This window comes from Lachnospira sp. CLA-JM-H23 (assembly GCF_040096425.1).
Lineage (GTDB): Bacteria > Bacillota > Clostridia > Lachnospirales > Lachnospiraceae > Lachnospira > Lachnospira rogosae.
This window is the reverse complement of the sequence record NZ_JBBMET010000003.1, coordinates 229,556-249,154: the sequence shown is the minus strand read 5'-3', so window position 1 is coordinate 249,154 and position 19,599 is coordinate 229,556. Positions and strand designations below refer to the sequence as shown.

The 19,599-nt window shown below is 36.8% G+C and carries 12 protein-coding genes and 1 riboswitch; of the genes, 1 reads left to right on the top strand and 11 read right to left on the bottom strand.

Going from position 1 to position 19,599, the window contains the following annotated elements:
* Positions 1-33 precede the first annotated feature (33 nt).
* The 6 genes from WMO42_RS05685 to thiW form a co-directional block, all read right to left on the bottom strand.
* Positions 34-939 carry a LysR family transcriptional regulator gene (locus WMO42_RS05685; protein WP_349191779.1) on the bottom strand — a complete coding sequence of 302 codons (906 nt, stop codon included), beginning with the start codon at positions 937-939 and terminating at the stop codon, positions 34-36.
* Between the two features lie 12 nt (positions 940-951).
* Complete coding sequence (locus WMO42_RS05680) at positions 952-1,374, bottom strand: threonine/serine exporter family protein (protein WP_349191778.1); 423 nt, start codon at positions 1,372-1,374, stop codon at positions 952-954.
* A gap of 174 nt (positions 1,375-1,548) precedes the next feature.
* Entirely contained in the window at positions 1,549-2,295 is a 747-nt protein-coding gene (locus WMO42_RS05675; protein WP_022501957.1) for a threonine/serine exporter family protein, read from the bottom strand.
* Positions 2,296-2,333: 38 nt separating this feature from the next.
* Positions 2,334-2,891, bottom strand: a complete 558-nt coding sequence (locus tag WMO42_RS05670) for a histidine phosphatase family protein (protein ID WP_349191777.1) — start codon at positions 2,889-2,891, stop codon at positions 2,334-2,336.
* 116 nt (positions 2,892-3,007) lie between these two features.
* The gene (thiM, locus tag WMO42_RS05665; protein WP_055173992.1) at positions 3,008-3,877 is read right to left on the bottom strand and encodes a hydroxyethylthiazole kinase; all 870 of its coding nucleotides are present in this window, start codon (positions 3,875-3,877) and stop codon (positions 3,008-3,010) included.
* Positions 3,878-4,023: 146 nt separating this feature from the next.
* Complete coding sequence (thiW, locus tag WMO42_RS05660; protein ID WP_022501960.1) at positions 4,024-4,536, bottom strand: energy coupling factor transporter S component ThiW; 513 nt, start codon at positions 4,534-4,536, stop codon at positions 4,024-4,026.
* Between the two features lie 156 nt (positions 4,537-4,692).
* On the opposite strand from thiW, the gene pepT reads away from it, so the two are divergent.
* Entirely contained in the window at positions 4,693-5,922 is a 1,230-nt protein-coding gene (gene pepT, locus WMO42_RS05655; protein ID WP_090140162.1) for a peptidase T, read from the top strand.
* Positions 5,923-5,933: 11 nt separating this feature from the next.
* Here pepT and WMO42_RS05650 read toward each other — a convergent pair whose 3' ends face one another.
* From WMO42_RS05650 to WMO42_RS05630, 5 genes are all read right to left on the bottom strand, one after another.
* Positions 5,934-6,320: a YbaN family protein gene (locus tag WMO42_RS05650; protein WP_349191776.1), complete on the bottom strand. Its 387-nt coding sequence runs from the start codon at positions 6,318-6,320 to the stop codon at positions 5,934-5,936.
* Between the two features lie 243 nt (positions 6,321-6,563).
* Positions 6,564-7,982 (bottom strand): alanine/glycine:cation symporter family protein, encoded by a 1,419-nt coding sequence (locus WMO42_RS05645; RefSeq protein ID WP_349191775.1) that lies wholly within the window; start codon positions 7,980-7,982, stop codon positions 6,564-6,566.
* A 212-nt stretch (positions 7,983-8,194) separates the two neighbouring features.
* Positions 8,195-8,348, bottom strand: a riboswitch (glycine riboswitch).
* Positions 8,349-8,688: 340 nt separating this feature from the next.
* Complete coding sequence (locus WMO42_RS05640) at positions 8,689-15,909, bottom strand: pectinesterase family protein (protein WP_349191774.1); 7,221 nt, start codon at positions 15,907-15,909, stop codon at positions 8,689-8,691.
* A gap of 306 nt (positions 15,910-16,215) precedes the next feature.
* Positions 16,216-18,384 carry an ATP-binding protein gene (locus tag WMO42_RS05635; protein WP_349191773.1) on the bottom strand — a complete coding sequence of 723 codons (2,169 nt, stop codon included), beginning with the start codon at positions 18,382-18,384 and terminating at the stop codon, positions 16,216-16,218.
* Entirely contained in the window at positions 18,384-19,202 is an 819-nt protein-coding gene (locus WMO42_RS05630; RefSeq protein WP_349191771.1) for a transporter substrate-binding domain-containing protein, read from the bottom strand. The genes WMO42_RS05635 and WMO42_RS05630 overlap by 1 nt, the downstream gene beginning before the upstream one ends.
* Positions 19,203-19,599: the final 397 nt, after the last annotated feature.

The following is a 19,599-nucleotide window of genomic DNA, read 5'->3' as shown; positions in this document are numbered from 1 at the left end:
TAAAATACTTAATTTATTACGCTTATCATAGTTTTAAACTATGGATAAGTTATTTTTCAATGCTTTTATATAGAATTCTGCGTATCTGCTAAGCATTATATTCTTCTTTCTGACAAGTCCTATCCTCATAATGCAATCGGATTTTAACGGCTTGGCAATGATTTCTGAGCCATTGAGCTTCTCATCAATAATCCCCGAACTTACGGTAAATCCATTAAGTCCTATTGCGAGATTAAATAAAGTAGCCCTGTCACGCACCTGTATATTCTTAGGGAAATCAAGCACGCTTAAGAATTCTTCTGAGAAATAAAATGAATTTCTCTCGCCCTGCTCAAATACAAGATATGGATACGGTTTTAAATCTTCAATCGTCACAAAATCCATATCTGCAAGCGGGTGCTTCTTGCATATAAATACATGCGGCTTTGCTTCAATAAGCTGTTCGTATACAAGGTCATTTTTCTTAAGAAGCTTGCTTATTACTTCCTCATTATTATCTGACAGATATAGTATTCCAAGTTCACTTTTGCCATAAGCAACATCATCTATAATCTCGCCTGTCTGTGTTTCCCTTAATATAAAACTGTATTTATCTGCATCAAATTGATTAACAACATCAACGAAAGCATTAACGGCAAATGAATAATGCTGGCATGATACTGAGAACTTCGGATCTCTTTTATTAACAACCCCGAAATGCTCTTTCATAATATCCGCCTGCTCTAATAACATTCTTGCAAACGACAATAGTTCTTCACCCTCGTGGGTTACTATAACGCCCTTTTTCGTTCTTATAAAAGCTGTAACACCCATCTCTTTTTCAAGATTGCTTATTGCCGTGCTAAGACTTGGCTGTGATATATATAATTGTTCCGCAGCCTCTGTTATATTGCCGCACTCAGCAACTTTTATAAGATAAGACAGCTGTTGTAATGTCATACCATCTCTCCTTTATAATACAATACGTTTAACTACAGCAACTAATGCATCAACAATAAATATGGCTATCGCAATTGCCCCTGCCGCACCAATTGTTCCAACAAGACTTGATAATGCCTGCTGTGTATCTGATGTGAACAGGTAATATACCGTCTGGTACATTCCAGCTCCAGGAACTATTGTTAATATCGCCGGTATAAGTGTTGTTGTAACCGGTGTCTTTAAAAGTCTTGCCAGTATGTGGGAGATTATTGCAAGAACAAGTCCTGACATAAAGGTTGCCATAAGAACTGATGTGAACTGTTCTGTATACAAATAGATTGCCCAGCCCGCAAGACCTAGTATGCCGTTAACTAGCAGGCATTTTCTTGGGGCTTCTATTATTACTGAAAATGTTATGATTGCGCCGAAAGCGAATAGGCATTGAAATAGCATATGGATGGCCTCCTGAATTTTATCTTTTCCTTGATGTGTGGGTGATATTATTTACGTTGTGGCTGGATTGCCAGCTCCCAGCAAATACAACGGCGACACGCTTGCACTGAGTGTCGCTCGCAGCGGTACTCAGCCGCCAGCTTGTGCGGCCGGCTAAGGACCGGCGGCTCGTTTTTAGGATATTATTACCAGGCCTATGTAGACGCCCAGGGCTATTAGGGCGGCTTCGGTGAAGGCTTGGAGTATATTGGCATTGCCGGAGGCGTAGTCGCCGTGGAGAGTATCTCTTATTGCGTTGGTTATTGCAGCCCCGGGAACAAGTACCATTATCGAACCTATTATTATTAAATCAAGATGGGCAAGGGGATTAAGATGAATGAGTACCCTTGCCACAACTGATAATACAATAGAAGCTGTCAGGTCTTTTATAAGTGAATTAAGCTTCATACTGCCAGCGGCATGTAACCATATAGCCAAGAATACGCCAACTATTCCTGTAAACAGCATATCCACGCCATTGCCGCCGTACATTCCCGTAAAGAAAAGCCCCACGAATACTGTGCATATATCCTTTAACCACCACGGATACTGATTCTTCTTTAAATGCTTTAACTGCGAAAATGCCTCCTCTAATGATATTATTCCTTTATAAAACTTTCTTGATATGTCATTGACCTGAGCTATCATATTAAGGTTGGTTGCCCCTCTGTCCACTCTCCTGACAACTGTCAGTGCATCTATTGACGGATCATCTAAAGAAATCATAAATCCCGTTGATACAACAAATGCCTGTGTAGTCTTTAAACCTGATGTTTTAAGCATATAATCGATTGTTTCCTCAACCCTGTATATCTCTGCTCCATTTTCTAACATAATCATACCCGCAAGAGCCGCTGTATCAATAAGAAGCTTATAATCCATATATTGTTACTCCTTTACACACACCTTCTACGCATTTTCTAAGCATTTTTATCTTTAAATTCATACTTTTTAAGTTCACAGTTCTTAATTCCAAAGCCTGAAAACTCATCATTGCTCATATTTCTGAAATATGACTCGACAATCCTCGAAATACCATTATGCGCAACTAGAAGATATATTTTATCAGAATTGTCATTTCTTATATCATCTATAAGATTATATATCCTCTGGCTCAGATGAAGCATTGTCTCTCCGCCGTCAAAATCATCAACAAAGTTCATCTTAGCCGCGGCAAATTCCCTGCCATCTCTTGGTGTAGACTCGTATCTGCCAAAATTCTGCTCCTTTAACCGTATTTCCATTCTGCACGGTATGCCAGTGGTTTCTGATATATGCTTTGCTGTGTCAGCCGCTCTTATAAGTGGAGAATATAATATCTCATCAATATGTATATTTCCCATTTTGATACACTCACCTAATTCTATTGCCTGCTTATGTCCAAGCTCTGTAAGTGCAATGTCTGTCGCACCACATATTTTATTCTCTACATTCCATATAGTCTGTCCGTGTCTTGTAAAATAAAAATAACTGCTCATATATTATTCCTCTGCTATCAAATATTATATACCTATGCACTGTCACGATATATATCTGTATCATTTATATACACCATGTTTTCACATATCTTGTATATATTTCATATTTTTACACACTATATACGCTCTATTCTTCCCAATTCTTTCAAAGTTTCGTCTGTCATATTGTATACAGCATCAATTATATAATTCCTGTAGCTTGCATTGCCATCCACTTCTGCCATTCTGCGGTATGCAAGCTCTCCGCTTATTCCCATTACGCTAACAGCTGCACATACACTTTCTAATATATGCTCTTTATCCGCTGCTACATATGCTGATGTAAGAGCTGACAGCTGACAACCGGCACCGGTAACAAGGCTCATCATCTTATGACCATTCCTTATTGCATATACGCGGTTCTCATCAGCAACCATATCAATTCCGCCTGTAACCGCAATCACAGCACCTGTCTTTTGGGACAGCTTATTAATAAAATCTGCCATTTCTTTTATATTATCATCTGTAATTTTATCGGCAATCCCCGCCTCAACACCCATAGCAGACTTATTTTTCTGCATAGTTTCATATACTCCAGCTGCTATATTATGAATTCCCTGCTTTGCGGCTATCGCTTTTATCTCGGATACATTTCCTCTTATAACACCAAACTGTACATTGGACATAAGATTTTGGACAGCTTTAATTCTGTAATCTGATGAACCAGCACCAACAGGGTCAAGTATTACTGGTATTCCAAGTTCATTGGCTGTAGCACCTGCTTTAAGCATTGATGATAATTTATTATCATTAAGCATCCCGATATTAATATCAAGTCCCTGGCATATTGATGTTATCTGGCTCACCTCATTAATATCCTCCGCCATTATAGGTGCACCACCGCATGCAAGCACTATATTGGCACAATCATTAATGCTCACATAGTTCGTTATGCAGTGGATAAGCGGATGTCTGTTATGCACATTTTTTATTATATTTTCAAACATTCACTAAAACCCTCTTTTCTATACAGAAAGCTTGTCTTTTTCCATATATGATTATCACTGTATTGAATATTACAACGTCTTTTATCATTGCTTATAATAGCTTGTATTCTCCTATATATGCCTATCGATTTTGCATATTGAATTGTCTATCCTGCAAGATTGTCCTGAATCTTAACTAACAAGCCTGCCTTTTTTATGCTGAATACTATTATTCCAGATATGACCGCACCCATGGCAGTTGATATAAAAAATGGAATTATATACGCATAAAATGCTATTCCTGCGGCACTTTTTCCCATAAGGAATATTGCAACCGGATATGCACATAAACCACCAAGTATTGATGTTCCTGCTACTTCTCCTATCATTGTTGCAATAATATTATGGGTCTTTTTGTATACAATACCGCATATCAATGCACCGAACATACTTCCCGGAAATGCCATAAGGCTTCCCATTCCAAGCAGATTTCTTATAAGTGAGGCAACAAATGCCGCCATTACGCCGTATCCGGGTCCTAAAAGGACGGCACAGAATATATTAACCATATGTTGTACTGGTGCACATTTACTTCCAAATACAGGAAATGAAATCAGGCTTCCAGCTACTGCGACTGCACATAGGACACCAGCAGTGGAAAGTTTTTTAATGTTGTTCATAGTATTTCTCCTAATCTATTAGTCTATTAACCTCTGATTTATTTTAACATAATTTTGTGGGTTGTGTTATATTATATGAGGGAATTATATCAGGTTATGGTTTTAATTTTATGAGGACGGGGAATATTATAATATATACAGAAATGAGGATTTGTTATGAAAGCTTATGAAAGATTATTAAAGTATGTTGTTGTCAGAACTCCTAGTGATGAAGAGAGTGGAAAGTCACCTTCTTCTGAGTGTCAGTTTAAGCTGGCTGGGCTTCTTAAAGACGAGATGACTGAGCTTGGACTTAGTGATGTTAAGCTTGATAAACATTGTTATCTTTATGGCAGACTGCCTGCAACTAAGGGGCTTGAGAAGCTTCCTTCAATTGGTTTTATTGCCCATATGGATACTGTGTCTGATTATTGCAATGGTGATATCAATCCTGTTGTGACTCCTGATTATGATGGTGGAGACTTATTGCTTGGTAACAGCGGACTTATATTAAGTCCTGATACTTTTCCACATCTTGCTTCTTTAAAGGGCAGAACTCTTATAACTTCTGATGGAACAACTATTCTTGGTGCAGATGATAAGGCTGGAATTGCTGAAATTCTTACTATGATTGAATATATCACTGCTAATAATATTGAACACCCTGCAATATGCGTAGCATTTACGCCTGATGAAGAGATTGGTATGGGTACTGAACATTTTGACGTTGAACGCTTCGGAGCTGATTACGCATACACTGTTGATGGCGATACTGAGGGTGAGATACAGTACGAGAATTTCAATGCCGCCAAAGCTGAATATGTTGTGAAAGGTTTTAATGTCCACCCCGGCTCATCTAAGGATACTATGATTAACGCTTCCTTAGTAGCTATGGAAATTAATAATTGCCTGCCGGCTATGGAGATACCAAGGGAAACGGAGAATTACGAAGGCTTCTATCATCTTATAAGTATGTCTGGCGATGTTGCAGAAGCACACCTTAATTATATAATCCGTGACCACGATGCTTCATTATTTGAAGCAAAGAAAGCCACACTGTGCCACATTGAAAAGATTATGAATGAAAAATGGGGTGCTGGAACTGTACAGCTCACTATCACTGACCAGTACCGCAATATGGCTGAGATTATCAAAAAATGTATGTTTCTTATAGAAAATGCTGTGAAAGCCTGCAAGAATACTAATATACCACCCCTTATACTTCCAATAAGAGGTGGCACTGACGGCTGTATGTTAAGTTATATGGGACTTCCCTGCCCTAACCTTGGCACTGGCGGACACGCCTACCACGGTCCTTACGAACACATAACCATCGAAGGTATGGACAAAACTGTTGATATGCTTGTAGAACTCGTGAAAACATTTTCCAAGCCTATAATTAACTAACAGGCATAAGCTTACGCCTTAACTGTTTCAATTCTTGTAAAGAAATATATGTACTTGAATATTATCAAAAATACAATAAATACACGCCCATATATATTAGACATTGCAAGCATTGCCAATATAAGCATTGCTGATGCTGGCAGAAGTATGCACAACTTAGTCTTTAATGTCATTGAACGGCTGGTAACGAAGCTTTCAAGATGTTTTTTGTAAAGCTTTGTTCCAATAAACCACATATGAAATCTGTCAGAGCCTTTGGCAAAGCAGAAAGATGCTAATAATAAAAATGGCGTTGTTGGCAATACTGGAAGTACGACACCTATTGCACCGAGTACCATTGACACAATTCCTATCATAAGCCATAAAAGTTTAATTGAGGATTTAATGATATTCTTCATTAATGTTTCGATGTCCTTTCTTATTGTCTTGTTGTGACTAACTTTAGTTAATCGCGGCTAACTTTGATAAGTATATATGAACATATCATTTTTTGTCAATACACCGGATTAATATACCAAATAATGGCAATACCTCCGCGCCACTTAAGGACAGGAGATATTGCCATTATTTTATAAGTCCATTATTTTCATTTAAACATGCTTTATTTTAAAGAACTCTTGGATATCTACAATATTTATAAATTAAAGCTTTTCATTATTATGTCTTTCAAAGAAGCTCTTAGTTTCCTTAACCACAACTCCGCTCAATGCGAATAACGCAATCATATTAGGCAGTGCCATAAGTCCGTTAAATATATCAGCAATTGTCCATACCGCACTTACTGTCATATAAGGTCCGATAAATACTGCTAATATGTATATCCAGCGGTATATTTTAACGTGCTTCATATTACCACCGCTAAGATATTCAAGACATCTTTCGCTGTAATAGTCCCAGCCAAGAATTGTTGTAAATGCAAAGAATACAAGACAGAGCATAAGCACAAAAGAAGACACCTGTGCCGGGAATGGAAGTCCATTCTGGAATGCATATGTAGTAACTGCTACACCCTCAAGGCCTTCAACCTGCCATGCACCTGTTATTACAATTGAAAGCCCTGTAAGAGTACATATTACAATTGTATCAATAAATGTACCTGTCATACTTACAAGTCCCTGTCTTACAGGTTCGTTAGTCTGTGCTGCAGCCGCTGCTATAGGTGCACTACCAAGACCAGCCTCATTAGAGAAAATGCCTCTTGCAACACCTTTCTGCATAGCAACAAGCATACTTCCGACTGCTCCACCAGTGATTGCCCTAGGAGAAAATGCTGCCTGAACTATAACCTTAAATGCCGCAGGAACTCTAGTAATATTAGCTATTACTAAAACCGCAACAAATAATACATATATAATTGCCATAAATGGCACTACAACCTGACTTACGCTTGCAATTCTCTTAACACCGCCTATAAGCACAAGTGCAACACAGACTGCAAGAATAAGTGAAGCGATTACTACTGACCATGAGTACTCGCCAAGAAATGGAATATTGACACAATGCTCATTATTCGCATCGAAAAAACCATTTACGGCACTTGAAATACCATTTACCTGACTAAATGTACCAATACCAAAAAGTCCAACACATACACCAAAAAATGCAAATAACTTAGCAAGCCATTTCCAGCTCTTGCCCATTCCCTGCTCTATATAATAGAATGGTCCACCAAGACTGTGTCCGTCTTCTCCTATAACTCTGTATTTAACAGCAAGAAGACCTTCTGAATACTTAGTTGCCATTCCGAAAAATGCTGTTATAACCATCCAGAATAATGCACCTGGACCACCTGCACAGACTGCTGTTGCAACACCAACGATATTACCAGTACCAATAGTTGCACTTAACGCTGTACATAGTGCGGCAAAACTTGTAATTTCACCTTCTGCCTCTTCTTCATTTTTAACCATCCATTTTAATGCTAAAGGGAGCTTTCTGATCTGTAATAAACCAAGACGAACTGTCAATAATATTCCGCCAAAAAGGATAATTACCATAAGCGGCACACCCCATACGAAATTATCAATGTTCGCAAGAATCTGATTAATTGAATTCCACATTGTACTTTCTACCTTTCATATCTAAACTACAGCATAGTACAATCCTATACTGTCCCAACACCGCAAATGCCGTACATTACTAAATACTTTGCTAATATGCAGACTTTTACTTAATGCATTGGAATTATAGACAATATTGCCTGAATAAATATAAAAGCAGAAATAACATTTTAGAATATACAACTTATCATATAACAAGTTATATTATACTTTATGCCTTCTCTGTCCTTTTGCCTGAGAGATTCATATACCCTCTTTATAAGAAGTCATAATATTGTCTTGTAATCCATTATTAACTGCTTATAAAGAACTATATGTTGCACCTTCGGCCTCTGTGTTTATCCAGAACTCTCCAGAGAGTCGATCCATTTACAGTTGCGCCAGCAGATGCTGGCACCTGAGAGTGTTACTCCTTCGGCAGGCTTGCGCCGTTTTCCTGCAAACTTCATATCGAAAATTGCCTTATATTAATATAATCTTATTTTCTACATAATTCAACTTATTTTTACATTTTTTAATAATTATAGAATTTCCTATTACATAAAAAGGCAGCCACCGTGATTACACTCCTCCGCTGGATATACCAGAAAGTATGCTGTATCACTTTATGTGACTGCCATTTTATTATCTGCTTATATTATTTACTTATACTATTAGCCTATACTATTAACTTATATTATCCGCTTATATTATTAAGTATATAATTCTAAGCATTTTCTTTTCTTCTATATAATGTAAGACATATAACACCTGCACTAATCATAAGAACTGCAAGAAGAATTATTGTTCTTGTAACTGAGAGAGTATCAGCTGTTGCAGCACTGTCTTCTGCCACATCATTATTATCTGCCGCACTGCCATTTCCTGATACATTGCTCTTATCCTCTGTATTAGAATTAGCAACATCCTCATAGACTACAATATATGTTGAGAATCTATCAGTTGCAAATGTAAGTTCTCCTGTTGCTTCATCAAATGTGGCACTAAGAATATCTGATACCCCATTATGAATTCTTATTACACTATACTTCCTTGTCTTTGAAGAATCTTTATTAATAAGGTCTGAATTTAACTTAACCTTAATATTAATTGCACTGTTAAGTTCATATACATCAGACTTCTGCGAACCTATAATCTTCTGTAACTGAATATCAAGTATGCATCCAGCAGCCTGATTGTCCTTAATGTTACTATTAATAAGTTTCTTCTCATCTTCTGTAAGATTAGAACTCTTATCCTTTACAGTAAGTGCAATATCAACCTTTACACCATCTTCTGCCTGTTTAGCTTCATCTTCTGTAAGGACAGCATTAATAATGTCTTCTGTTGAATCTACAAGTCCTGTTTCCGGTACTCTTTCATCTACCAATACTGAAACTTTAATATCTGTCTTAACATCAGAGTTATCTGAACCCGGCTTGTTGTTATCACCCGGCTTATTATCGTTGTCGCCTGGCTTATTATCGTTGTCGCCCGGCTTATTATCGTTGTCGCCCGGCTTATTATCGTTGTCGCCCGGCTGTGTATTCTCAAGCTTAGGAATAACTGTAATGTCTGCCTTGTCACCACATACTGTACAATGATGTGACTTGCTTCCTTCTTCTGTAGTAGTAGCTTCCTTATCGATAGTCCATTCTGTACTATAATTATGTCCTGCCGCTGGAATTACTTCTGTCTTAGTATCTCCACATACTATACAAGTATATAACTTTGAACCTTCTTCTGTACAAGTTGCTTCTTTCTTTACTTCACCATCATTCCATACATGTTCTGTATGTTCTTGCTTAGCTTCATTGTAAGAAGTCTTCTCCCACTGTAATGTTGTAAGTGTAAGCTTTCCTGCACCTGTATATGGTTTAACTTTAGTATCAAGTTCTGAAGCTGCATATAATGTGTAGCCAGTATAAGGAAGGTCTTTCTTGAATTCATCTTTATCCTGAACTAATGCTACTTCACCTTCTTTATCAGTATTAAGAGCTACCTTTAATTCCTGCTTTACTCCATCCATCATATATATTGTATTAAATGCGTTAATATAACCTGCTGGACTGCTTCCGTTACCACTTATAAGTGCATTAGTTATACCTGACATATAGCAGTTCTCAAGTAACATATGAGCTCCACAGTTAGATGATGCACCATTACTTACAATTTTCTTAGCTAATTCCGGATTTGTCTTTTCTATATCAAGACGCATTTCTCTTAAATCCTGTGCATCCATAATACAATTGTATACATGTGCTGTACCATAACGAAGTCTTGGCATTCTATCCATCGAATTCTTATAGTAGTTATTAGCAAGTGTAAGTTTAATATTCTTAGCTGATGAATCATCATCAGACTGTCCTAATAAATGAGTCTTTTTCTGACCATAAGCATAATTGTATATCTGCTGATCTGTCATACCCTCTTCAAGCAAATGCTTATAATATGGGTAGTTATCTGGATTAGCCTTCATAGCATTCATCATTTCATCAAAGAATACATTATCTTCACTTGCTGGAAGGAATTCACACCATGATATTGTTATATTACTGTCATTAACTGGTGTCTTAACATCAATAACTCCATCATATGACTTATAGAAAGTACAGTGGTCAACCCATATATCAGAGCTTCCCTTTTCTATTGTCATATAATCCCAGTCATTACGATCATAAGCACCTTCTGTATAATCGTCCCACTCCCATATCTCATCAAATTCAATATTTCTTATGATGATATTATTAGAGCCTGTTATATCTATACATGTATGTGTAATCTTAGCTCCATTCTTAGAGTAGATTGTAAGATTACTCATATCTGCAAGCTTAAGCATTGATACACCTGTCTTTAAAAGTGTTGGGTGTGTAAGTGGCTCAAGCTTATGTGCTGTTATAAATGAGCTGTAGCTGTCAAAGTTATTAACTTCCTTATCACCAAGCGCAATATCTGCTGTAAGCTCGATTACTGATGCCTTACCACTCTTCTTTACACTCTGTATTGCATTAAGGAATTCTTCTGCTGTGCCGGCTGTGTAATAGTTATCTGATGTTTCCTTTAATAATCCACCACCTGTTACATTAGCACTCTGTGCATAACCTTCCTGTGCATACTGTGCAAGTCCTGTATCATCACCTTCTGTCTGTGAATAAGTATCTGATACATATTCTTTCTCTACATATCTGTCTATGCTGTCTGTCTTAACAGTACCTGTATACCTTATTGTACCTACTATTGTATATGGATCCCAGCCAAGATATGATGTTGAAGTCATTTCATTGGCTTTCGTAGCAGATATCTGTCTTCTGTTACTGTTAATTGCAAATGCAGGACCATAGCTTCCATATTCGAAAAATCTTGCATTAGCAGCCAAATTACCACTCATATCTGTATATGGATTAGAAGCATTCGGCTTTAATATCTTACCCATATAGCAGTTAATCCAAGTAATATAAGCATCTGCTCCCCAAGGTCTTGCAAGATAATACTTACTTCCTGAGCATCCCTCTTCTGAGAGAACCTGACAGTTAAAGAATGTAAGACCATATGTTGCAGAGGCTGATGCCTTAGGAGCTGATACATAGCCTGAATTCTTATTAGCATTGTAACGGAATACAAGCTTGCAATCATTAAATAATGCTCTAGGCTCATTACCATATATGAAATCCACATTACCAGCTATATAGCACTTGTAATAATACTGGGTGCCACCATTAGCACAAAGTGTATCCTGATAACCAAGTATTCTTAAGTTGATATATGATGTTTCATTGGCATCATTTCTTAAAGCATCTGCTGATTCATTTGACTTAGTACCATCACCAAGATAATTATAAGTATTCTCGATTGTAAGGTTCTCTGCCGAAAAGCCTGTTGCTGTCTTATCTATTCTTACAGCACATCTTAAAGACATATCTCCACCAGCTAATTCCTTAACATCATAATATATTCTTGTCTTCTCGCTATCCTCACCTATAAGTGTTATATAAGGAGATTTAACAACAAGATGTTCTTCATAATCACCTTCTTTAACAAGAATAATTACACGTCTCGTGTTATCAGAAGCAACTGAATCTACTGCCGCCTGAACTGTCTTATAAGTTGGTATTCCATTAACCTCCTCACCATCAGTTCCTGTGTATGCACTATCTACAACCTTGTTGTAATTAGTAAGATATACATAATTAAATGTTTCTCTAGTCTTGTTACCTTTCTTATCTGTGAATATTAATTCAACATCATTTCTTCCTTCTTCAATAGCAATGTCTTTAAATGCAAAGCTTTCTTTTTCTTTAACATCTGTCTTTGCTGCTTCACTGCCATTAACATAAAGCGTTGCTGTTACATTTTCTTCAACTACACCTTCAATTGTAATCTTTCCATTGTATACAGTGTCATATGACTTCTTAGTTATTGTATACTTAACAGCATCATCTTCATATACATATTTACCTGTATGTCCTGCTGTTGGAACAGTCCATAAAGTATCTGATGGGTTACTGTAGTTATCTACTTTTCCATTAACGTGTGAATAAGCTATTATATAATAGTAATATGGCATCTCTGCTGTTACATCTTTATCTTTATAAGCACATTCTGTAACTGTTGCTATCTTTGAAGCATTCTCTGCTGTCTCATCGTATGAATAACGATATACCTCATATTGGTCAGCCTTATCTACTGCATCCCATACAAGATCAACTGTATCTGCACTTGAAGCTATGCTTGCCTTTGGTGAATCCAGTGCTGCTATTACTGTTATTGCATCTGATTCAACATAATCATTAATCTCACCATTAATACCTAACTTACCAGCCACTCTGAACCTATAATCTCCGGCATCCTTAATTGAATACTTATATGTTGGCTCAGTAATGTCTGATGCAACCTTTTCCCAGCTCTTTCCGTTATCTCTTGATACTTCAAGCACATATAAACCATCGCCTTCGGCTGGTACTTCATCTGTCCAGCTTACTGTGATGTAATCTCTTGTATAAGCTGCTTTAGCTGTAACTTCCTTAACAACTGGTGCTGTACCTACTGCATTGTAGCATTTATTCTGGTCGTAAAGAACTGTTCCGTCCTGTGCTATATACTTCATATTCTGGATAGTTGCCTTAACACCTGCTAATACAAATCCATATGATACTGCTGTATTTTTCTTATCTGCATTAAATAAGAGATTATCACTTGCACTATAAGAATATGTAGCTGTCTTAGTCTCTCCACCCTTAGGTGTTGCTGTGATAACAAGAGCATCGTCTGTCTTTTCAACTGTAAATGTCACAACAGTTCCTGCTGGAATAGTTGTATCCACTTTACTTGAAGCACCTGCAAGATCTGATGGCTTCTTTGAGTAAACCATCTTAAGTGCATTAGAATTACGTATTCCTACGGTGTCTATATAATTCTTGTTAAATGCACCAAAGAATATACCATTAGTATTGCTTGAACCACACTCTGTAATTGTTATATCTGCTGTAAGCTTGTTGGCATCTGTAGTCTCATCAAATCCAAAGAAGCTTACTGTATTATTGATATTAGTTGACTTATCAGTGTTTGTAGTTGTATTTAATGTACCACCTGTCTGTGTAAGAACAAGTTTCTGTCCTGTAGGCTGTACAACAAGATTAGAAGCTGTACCATAATCATATGTCTTAGGCATAGCTGGCTGTTCATTATATTCAACATCCTTAGCTGCATATACTATAGATATTGAAACTATGTAAGCTGAACCTGTTGATACAATTTCAACTGTTCCTTCGCTCTCATCTTCATAATTATATACTGTTGTCACATCATCTTTTGATGCCGGCTCACCCGCTATTGTGTAAAGTGCATATGTACTTGCTGGTGCAAATGATTTTACTGATATAGTACACTTTCCACTTACAGGTATTGTTATCTTAGCTCCTGTAGTAAACTGTGCTGAATTAGGGGTTGGTCCATTAGGAACTAACTTACCTTTTGTAGCATCAATAGCTAAACCATTGTAGTAGCCTGTTGTTCCCTGAATATTATCATCATAATAATCACCATCATCACTCTTAACAAAAGACCAGTTTGTAACCTGCTCAAATATAAGCTTATGTGATGCTTCAGCACCCTTTACTGTAACTGTGTTACCTGACTTTACCTTGTATGGAAGTGCAAGGAAATCACCACCAAGTGTAAGTGTATATGAACCCTCTCTTAACTTAATAGCATCCTTATCTGTAAATACATATTCATATCCATCATCATTATTCATATATATGTATTTTACATTCTTGCCTGTTAAATCAGTTTCTTCCGGAAGACTTACTGTAACGGCATATGTTGGCTTAAGTCCTACAGTTATATCTAATTCTGCATCTTCTGAATATTTAATTCCATCTGATACAGAAGTTACTTCATAGTCATTAGCACCCTTTACGGCTACACTATATGAAACACCTTTTTCAAACTTAGCTGTATATTTCCAAGTATCTGTATCAATAGTTACTTCTGGAACATAGTCTGTTTCCTCAGTTGTTGTAAATACAAGTTCAAGACCTTCTGTATAATAACCCTCAGTAATGCCATTAATCTTACCTGTTACTGTGCAGGTATCAAGGCTAATGACAGTTAAATCTGCTGTAATCCTGGCAGCAGTCTCTGTACTTACACTATGTTTATAAATACCACTCTTAATCTGGTATGCCGGATTGCTCAGTGATATCTCATATTCCATAACTTCATCTTCTGCTGGTACTTCAATTGAATATGTACCGCTCTTGCCATTCTCTGCAACTGTTATATCTGATGTATATGTAAGTCCAGTTGTATTATTAGTCGCTACAACCTGCATATCAGATGGAATATCTGATTTAGATGTAATAGTTCCATTTATTACTTTCTTATTAAGTTCTACACATTCGATTGAAAGATTTCTAATGTATGTATTAGTTTTAACATCTAATGTAAGCTCTCCTTCATCTCCTGTAAGATAACATTCAAATTCTACATCAACATAACCGCTGTCAGAATTTGCAACACAGGAAATACATTCCATCTTTCTTAAGACCTTGTCACTTCCTGTTATATTAAGTGTATTTCCTAATATGCTGTCCTTATCTGTACCTACGTTCTTATTGACAGTAAGTTTAATAACAGCCTTATCTCCCGCCGCTGGTATAACTATCTTAGTACCAGTATTAACCTGGATTCTATTAGTTCCATCTGTTTTGGGTTGAAACTTACCTGATGTTGCATCAACATATAATACATCTTTATCACCATTAGTATAAGTTCCTGTATCACTTTGAATTGATGAAGTAGAACCCTTGCTTGATAAAACTGTTTCTGAATATCCCCATTCAGCTTTAGTATCCCCCCCATCTGCGAATGAAGCAGATGTTGTCGCATAACTTGTTGATGAGTCAACCTTTATTGACTGAAAATAATTCTGAACATTTGTTGTAAGTGTTACCGATGAAGCACCTTTATCAACTGTTCCTTCAATTATGTAATATGCCCAGCCATTTCCTGACTGTTCTGTTATTTTAATATTGCTCATTCCTGTAAATGCCATATTATCAGCAGTTACTGCTACATATGCCCTTAATGTTATTGTACAGGTCTTAGCATTATTAACTATTGGAAATGTTAATTCAGTGTTTGGATTAACCAGATAGTCGCTAGACCTTTTAGTTATTTTACCTGAATTTGCATTTATTAATAATTCATCATTATTAGAATTAACCAGCTTACCTGATTTGCCGTTCAATTCCGTAACTGAATTATCATTATCGCCATCTGCGTACATTGTAGAACTTACTGTCCACTCTGCACTGGCTTTTTCTGCCGCTTTGGCTGTAATGCTAAACAAGCCCTCCGGCAATGAAAGTCCAGATATGATTAAAGCTAACGCCATAAACATAGCCGAACTTCTGCGAAACCATTCTCTTCTACGTCTTGATTTCATAGTCCATACTCTCCCTTTCTTAACAATACAATGTTTTGTAACTTTTACACAAAACTAATTGCCTATTTTTTATAAGATTACAACTTTTGACGAAAATGTACTACTGATTTTTATAGTTCTCAGGTACCAATTACTGAAATTTTTAGGTTTTGATGTATTTTTTGTAATACATTGCATAAAATCCGTGTGAACATTTACCAATAATCGTCTATATCACAAAATAATATATATGTATTACTGCTAATTATTTACACGGATGTTATACGCATATATTTAATTATTATCATTCTCTTAGTGTCACATCTATTATCTGCCTGCTTGTCTGGCAATTATATTAACTAATTCATCAGCATCTATTGGTTTTGCTATATGTGTATTCATACCAGCTTTAATGCTCCGTTCTATATCATCATAGAATGCGTTGGCACTCATCGCTATAATTATTACAGTACCCGCATCTTCTCTTCCTGACTTTCTTATCTTCTCTGCGGTTTCCAAGCCGTCCATAACCGGCATCATTATATCAAGGAGTATAACATCATACTCATTAGCATCTGAATTCATATATGTATCCAGTGCTTCCCTGCCATCGCTTACTCCAACAGTCCTTGCACCCGCATTATCAAGAATAAAGCTTACAATCTCCATATTCATCTCGTTGTCTTCTGCAACCAGCACTTTAAGCCCTTCAATTGACATCTGTGCATCATATTTACTATTCTTAGCTTCAGTCACGTTACGGTTAATTTTGAATGGTAATATTATTGTAAACTCTGTTCCAACATTCTGTCTGCTAATAAATTCAATTTCTCCACCCATTATCTCAATAAACCTCTTGGTTATTGCAAGTCCAAGCCCGGTTCCTTTATAAGCTGTTCTTGCATTGCTGCTCTCCTGTGCAAATGGCTCAAAAGCTATCTGCTGGAATTCTTCGCTCATTCCTATTCCGGTGTCTTCACATATGAAAGTAACCTTAACTGTATCGTCATCAGCTGCATTTTCACTATAAGAAAATCTTACAGAGCCATTCTGCACATTATATTTAATCGCATTGGATAATATATTCTGTAATATCTGCCTTAAATGAAGCGAACTGCCTATCAGATTGTCATATTCTATACTACCTCTGTCAACTGAATAATCGATACACTGTTCATCTGCCTGTGTCTCAATAACACTGCTGACCTCATTAATAATCTTCGTAAGCTCAAATGGTTCTTCTTTAATGGCAATCTCCCCCGACTCAAGCTTATTCATATCAAGAACATCATTTACAAGGTCTAATAAAAAGCCTGAGGCTGACATAATCTTATCAAGACATTCTTCTTCCTTTTCCCTGTTGCCAAGATTGAACCTGCATATATCGACCATTCCTCTTATTCCATTAATAGGTGTTCTTATATCGTGGCTCATACGCCTTAGAAAATCTGTCTTTGCAATATTGGCACGTTTCTCCTGCTCTGCCGCCTGTAGAAGCTGTCTTTTATATTCCATTTCCTGTAGCTGCATTTTGCTTTCGTCCTTGGCAATAACAAGCTGTCTTACAAACATGACAACACCTATTACCGCAATATAAACAAATAATGCAGCAGCAACCGCCCTGTTTCTTAAAGAATATACCTGCTTATCCGCAAAGAACGCATATATTGTATAATTCTCTATCTGCTTTCTCTTGCCATAGTAATAATCATTTTTGTATGGTACAGCTATAATACCATTATCATTTTCTTCCCAAGCTCCATCATATCTTTTCCTCAGTGCCTTCATATCAAGCCCCTGAAGCTCCTCGTCATTGGAATTAAGCACCTTGTCCTCATCTGATATATATACAATCCCATCCATATCAAACTCAAAACCTGATATGAGCCTGTCAATGCTTATATCTCCACTATTATCATAGCTTTCCTTCTTCACATATGTAATAACTGCACCTTTTGTATCTTTTCTTGCCGCTACAGCAATATCGGAAAACTCCTCATTCTGGCTTTCGGTATATGTTATGCTCCCTGACCTGGCATTAACTCTTGTTATATATACCTTCTGTGGGTGTTCAATGACATCTTTTACATTACTGTCGTCTATAACTGAATCAATATCCGTATATTCCATTCCCCTGCAAGATTCACATTCACCCTCTCCGTCAAGAACAACTATTCCGTCAAGTCTCTGGTTATACATATATTCATCTAAAAATGTATCAATATCATCTTCATACTGCATACACCTTACTAATTCCTGTGTCTTATCAGAAAGCCTGTACAAGCTTTTCACTTTATCATTCTGTATAAAGTATTCATATGTATTAACTCTTGTCTGCACAAAATCCAGCACCCTGTCTGCTGTCTTATTAACCGTTTCATTGCTTATTTCGGTAAATATAACAGCTACTATTGTCAACAATATAAATCCTGTAATTATTGAAATCAAAAATGCTTTAACATCTGATATGCCCCATATTCTACTCTTATCTTCCATTAGTTCCCCCATACTGCCATACTAACGTCAACCCCATATTTCTCTGCTATGCTCTGTATTGTGCCATCAGCCCTCATTTCGTTAAGCACCCCGGTAAGCTTCTTATCAATTCCACTGTCATTATCAAGTGAAAATGCAATTCCCAGCTCTGACACACTTAATTCTTCCCGAAGCACACCAAAATGTTCCTCATTGGACTGTACAAATACATTCATAGCATTTTCGTGACCTGCTATGGCATCAACATAACCTTTTCTCATACTAGCATATAATTCTTCCATCGTTGACATACTGTACAGCACACCAACCTGCGGCGTATTCGTATTAGATAGTATGTACTCCGGCTTGGAAGTTACCTGCACCGCCACTCTTTTGCCGTTAAGATCAGCAAGGTTTTCTATCCCGCTGTCTTTATTGACAACTACTATCTGACGGCTGTACATATATGGACCAGCCCAGTTGTACTTATCCTCCCTGCCGGTCATTGTAAAACAGCCCCACAGGCAGTCTACCGCTCCCTCTTTAAGATATATGTCTTTGTTATCCCATACAATCTGCTTGAATACTGGCGTATAACCCATACGCCTGCAAGCCTCTCTTGCTATCTCAACATCAATTCCTGTAAAGTTGCCATCACTGTCAAGATAACTGTAAGGCACATAATTATCACTGCCTATTATAAGAGGCTTTAAATCATTACTTGAACTCTTAGAGCCGTTATTATGTATATTACTGCACGCCATAAGCCCTGCTGATACTATGACAGACAATATACATATAACTAATTTTAAATAACTAATTATATTATTACTTTTCATTTTTCCCCCACTCTTTAATAAATACACTCTTAAGTATTTCTGCCTGATGTCTGTATATATCCTTTTATATATTTATCAATGTTTTTAATCATATACTCTACTAATCTTACATAACTTTTATGTATTTAATTATATAGCCTGATGAACTATAAGTCTATGTTTATATATTTTAAAATTTTTAATTTTGATACCTACAATTCTTTAACACCTAACTGGTATTATAAAGTGTTACGATAAAATCCGCAATGCCTTGATTTTACTACAGTTTTGGCAAGTGAGCTTTCCCTTAGACTTTCCCTTATGTTATATCCTTTTCCCTTGTGTTACGACACCTCATAAGGGCAAAAACAAGGGAAGCAAAATCCGGTAACAGCTAATAACATTATATAAATCACAT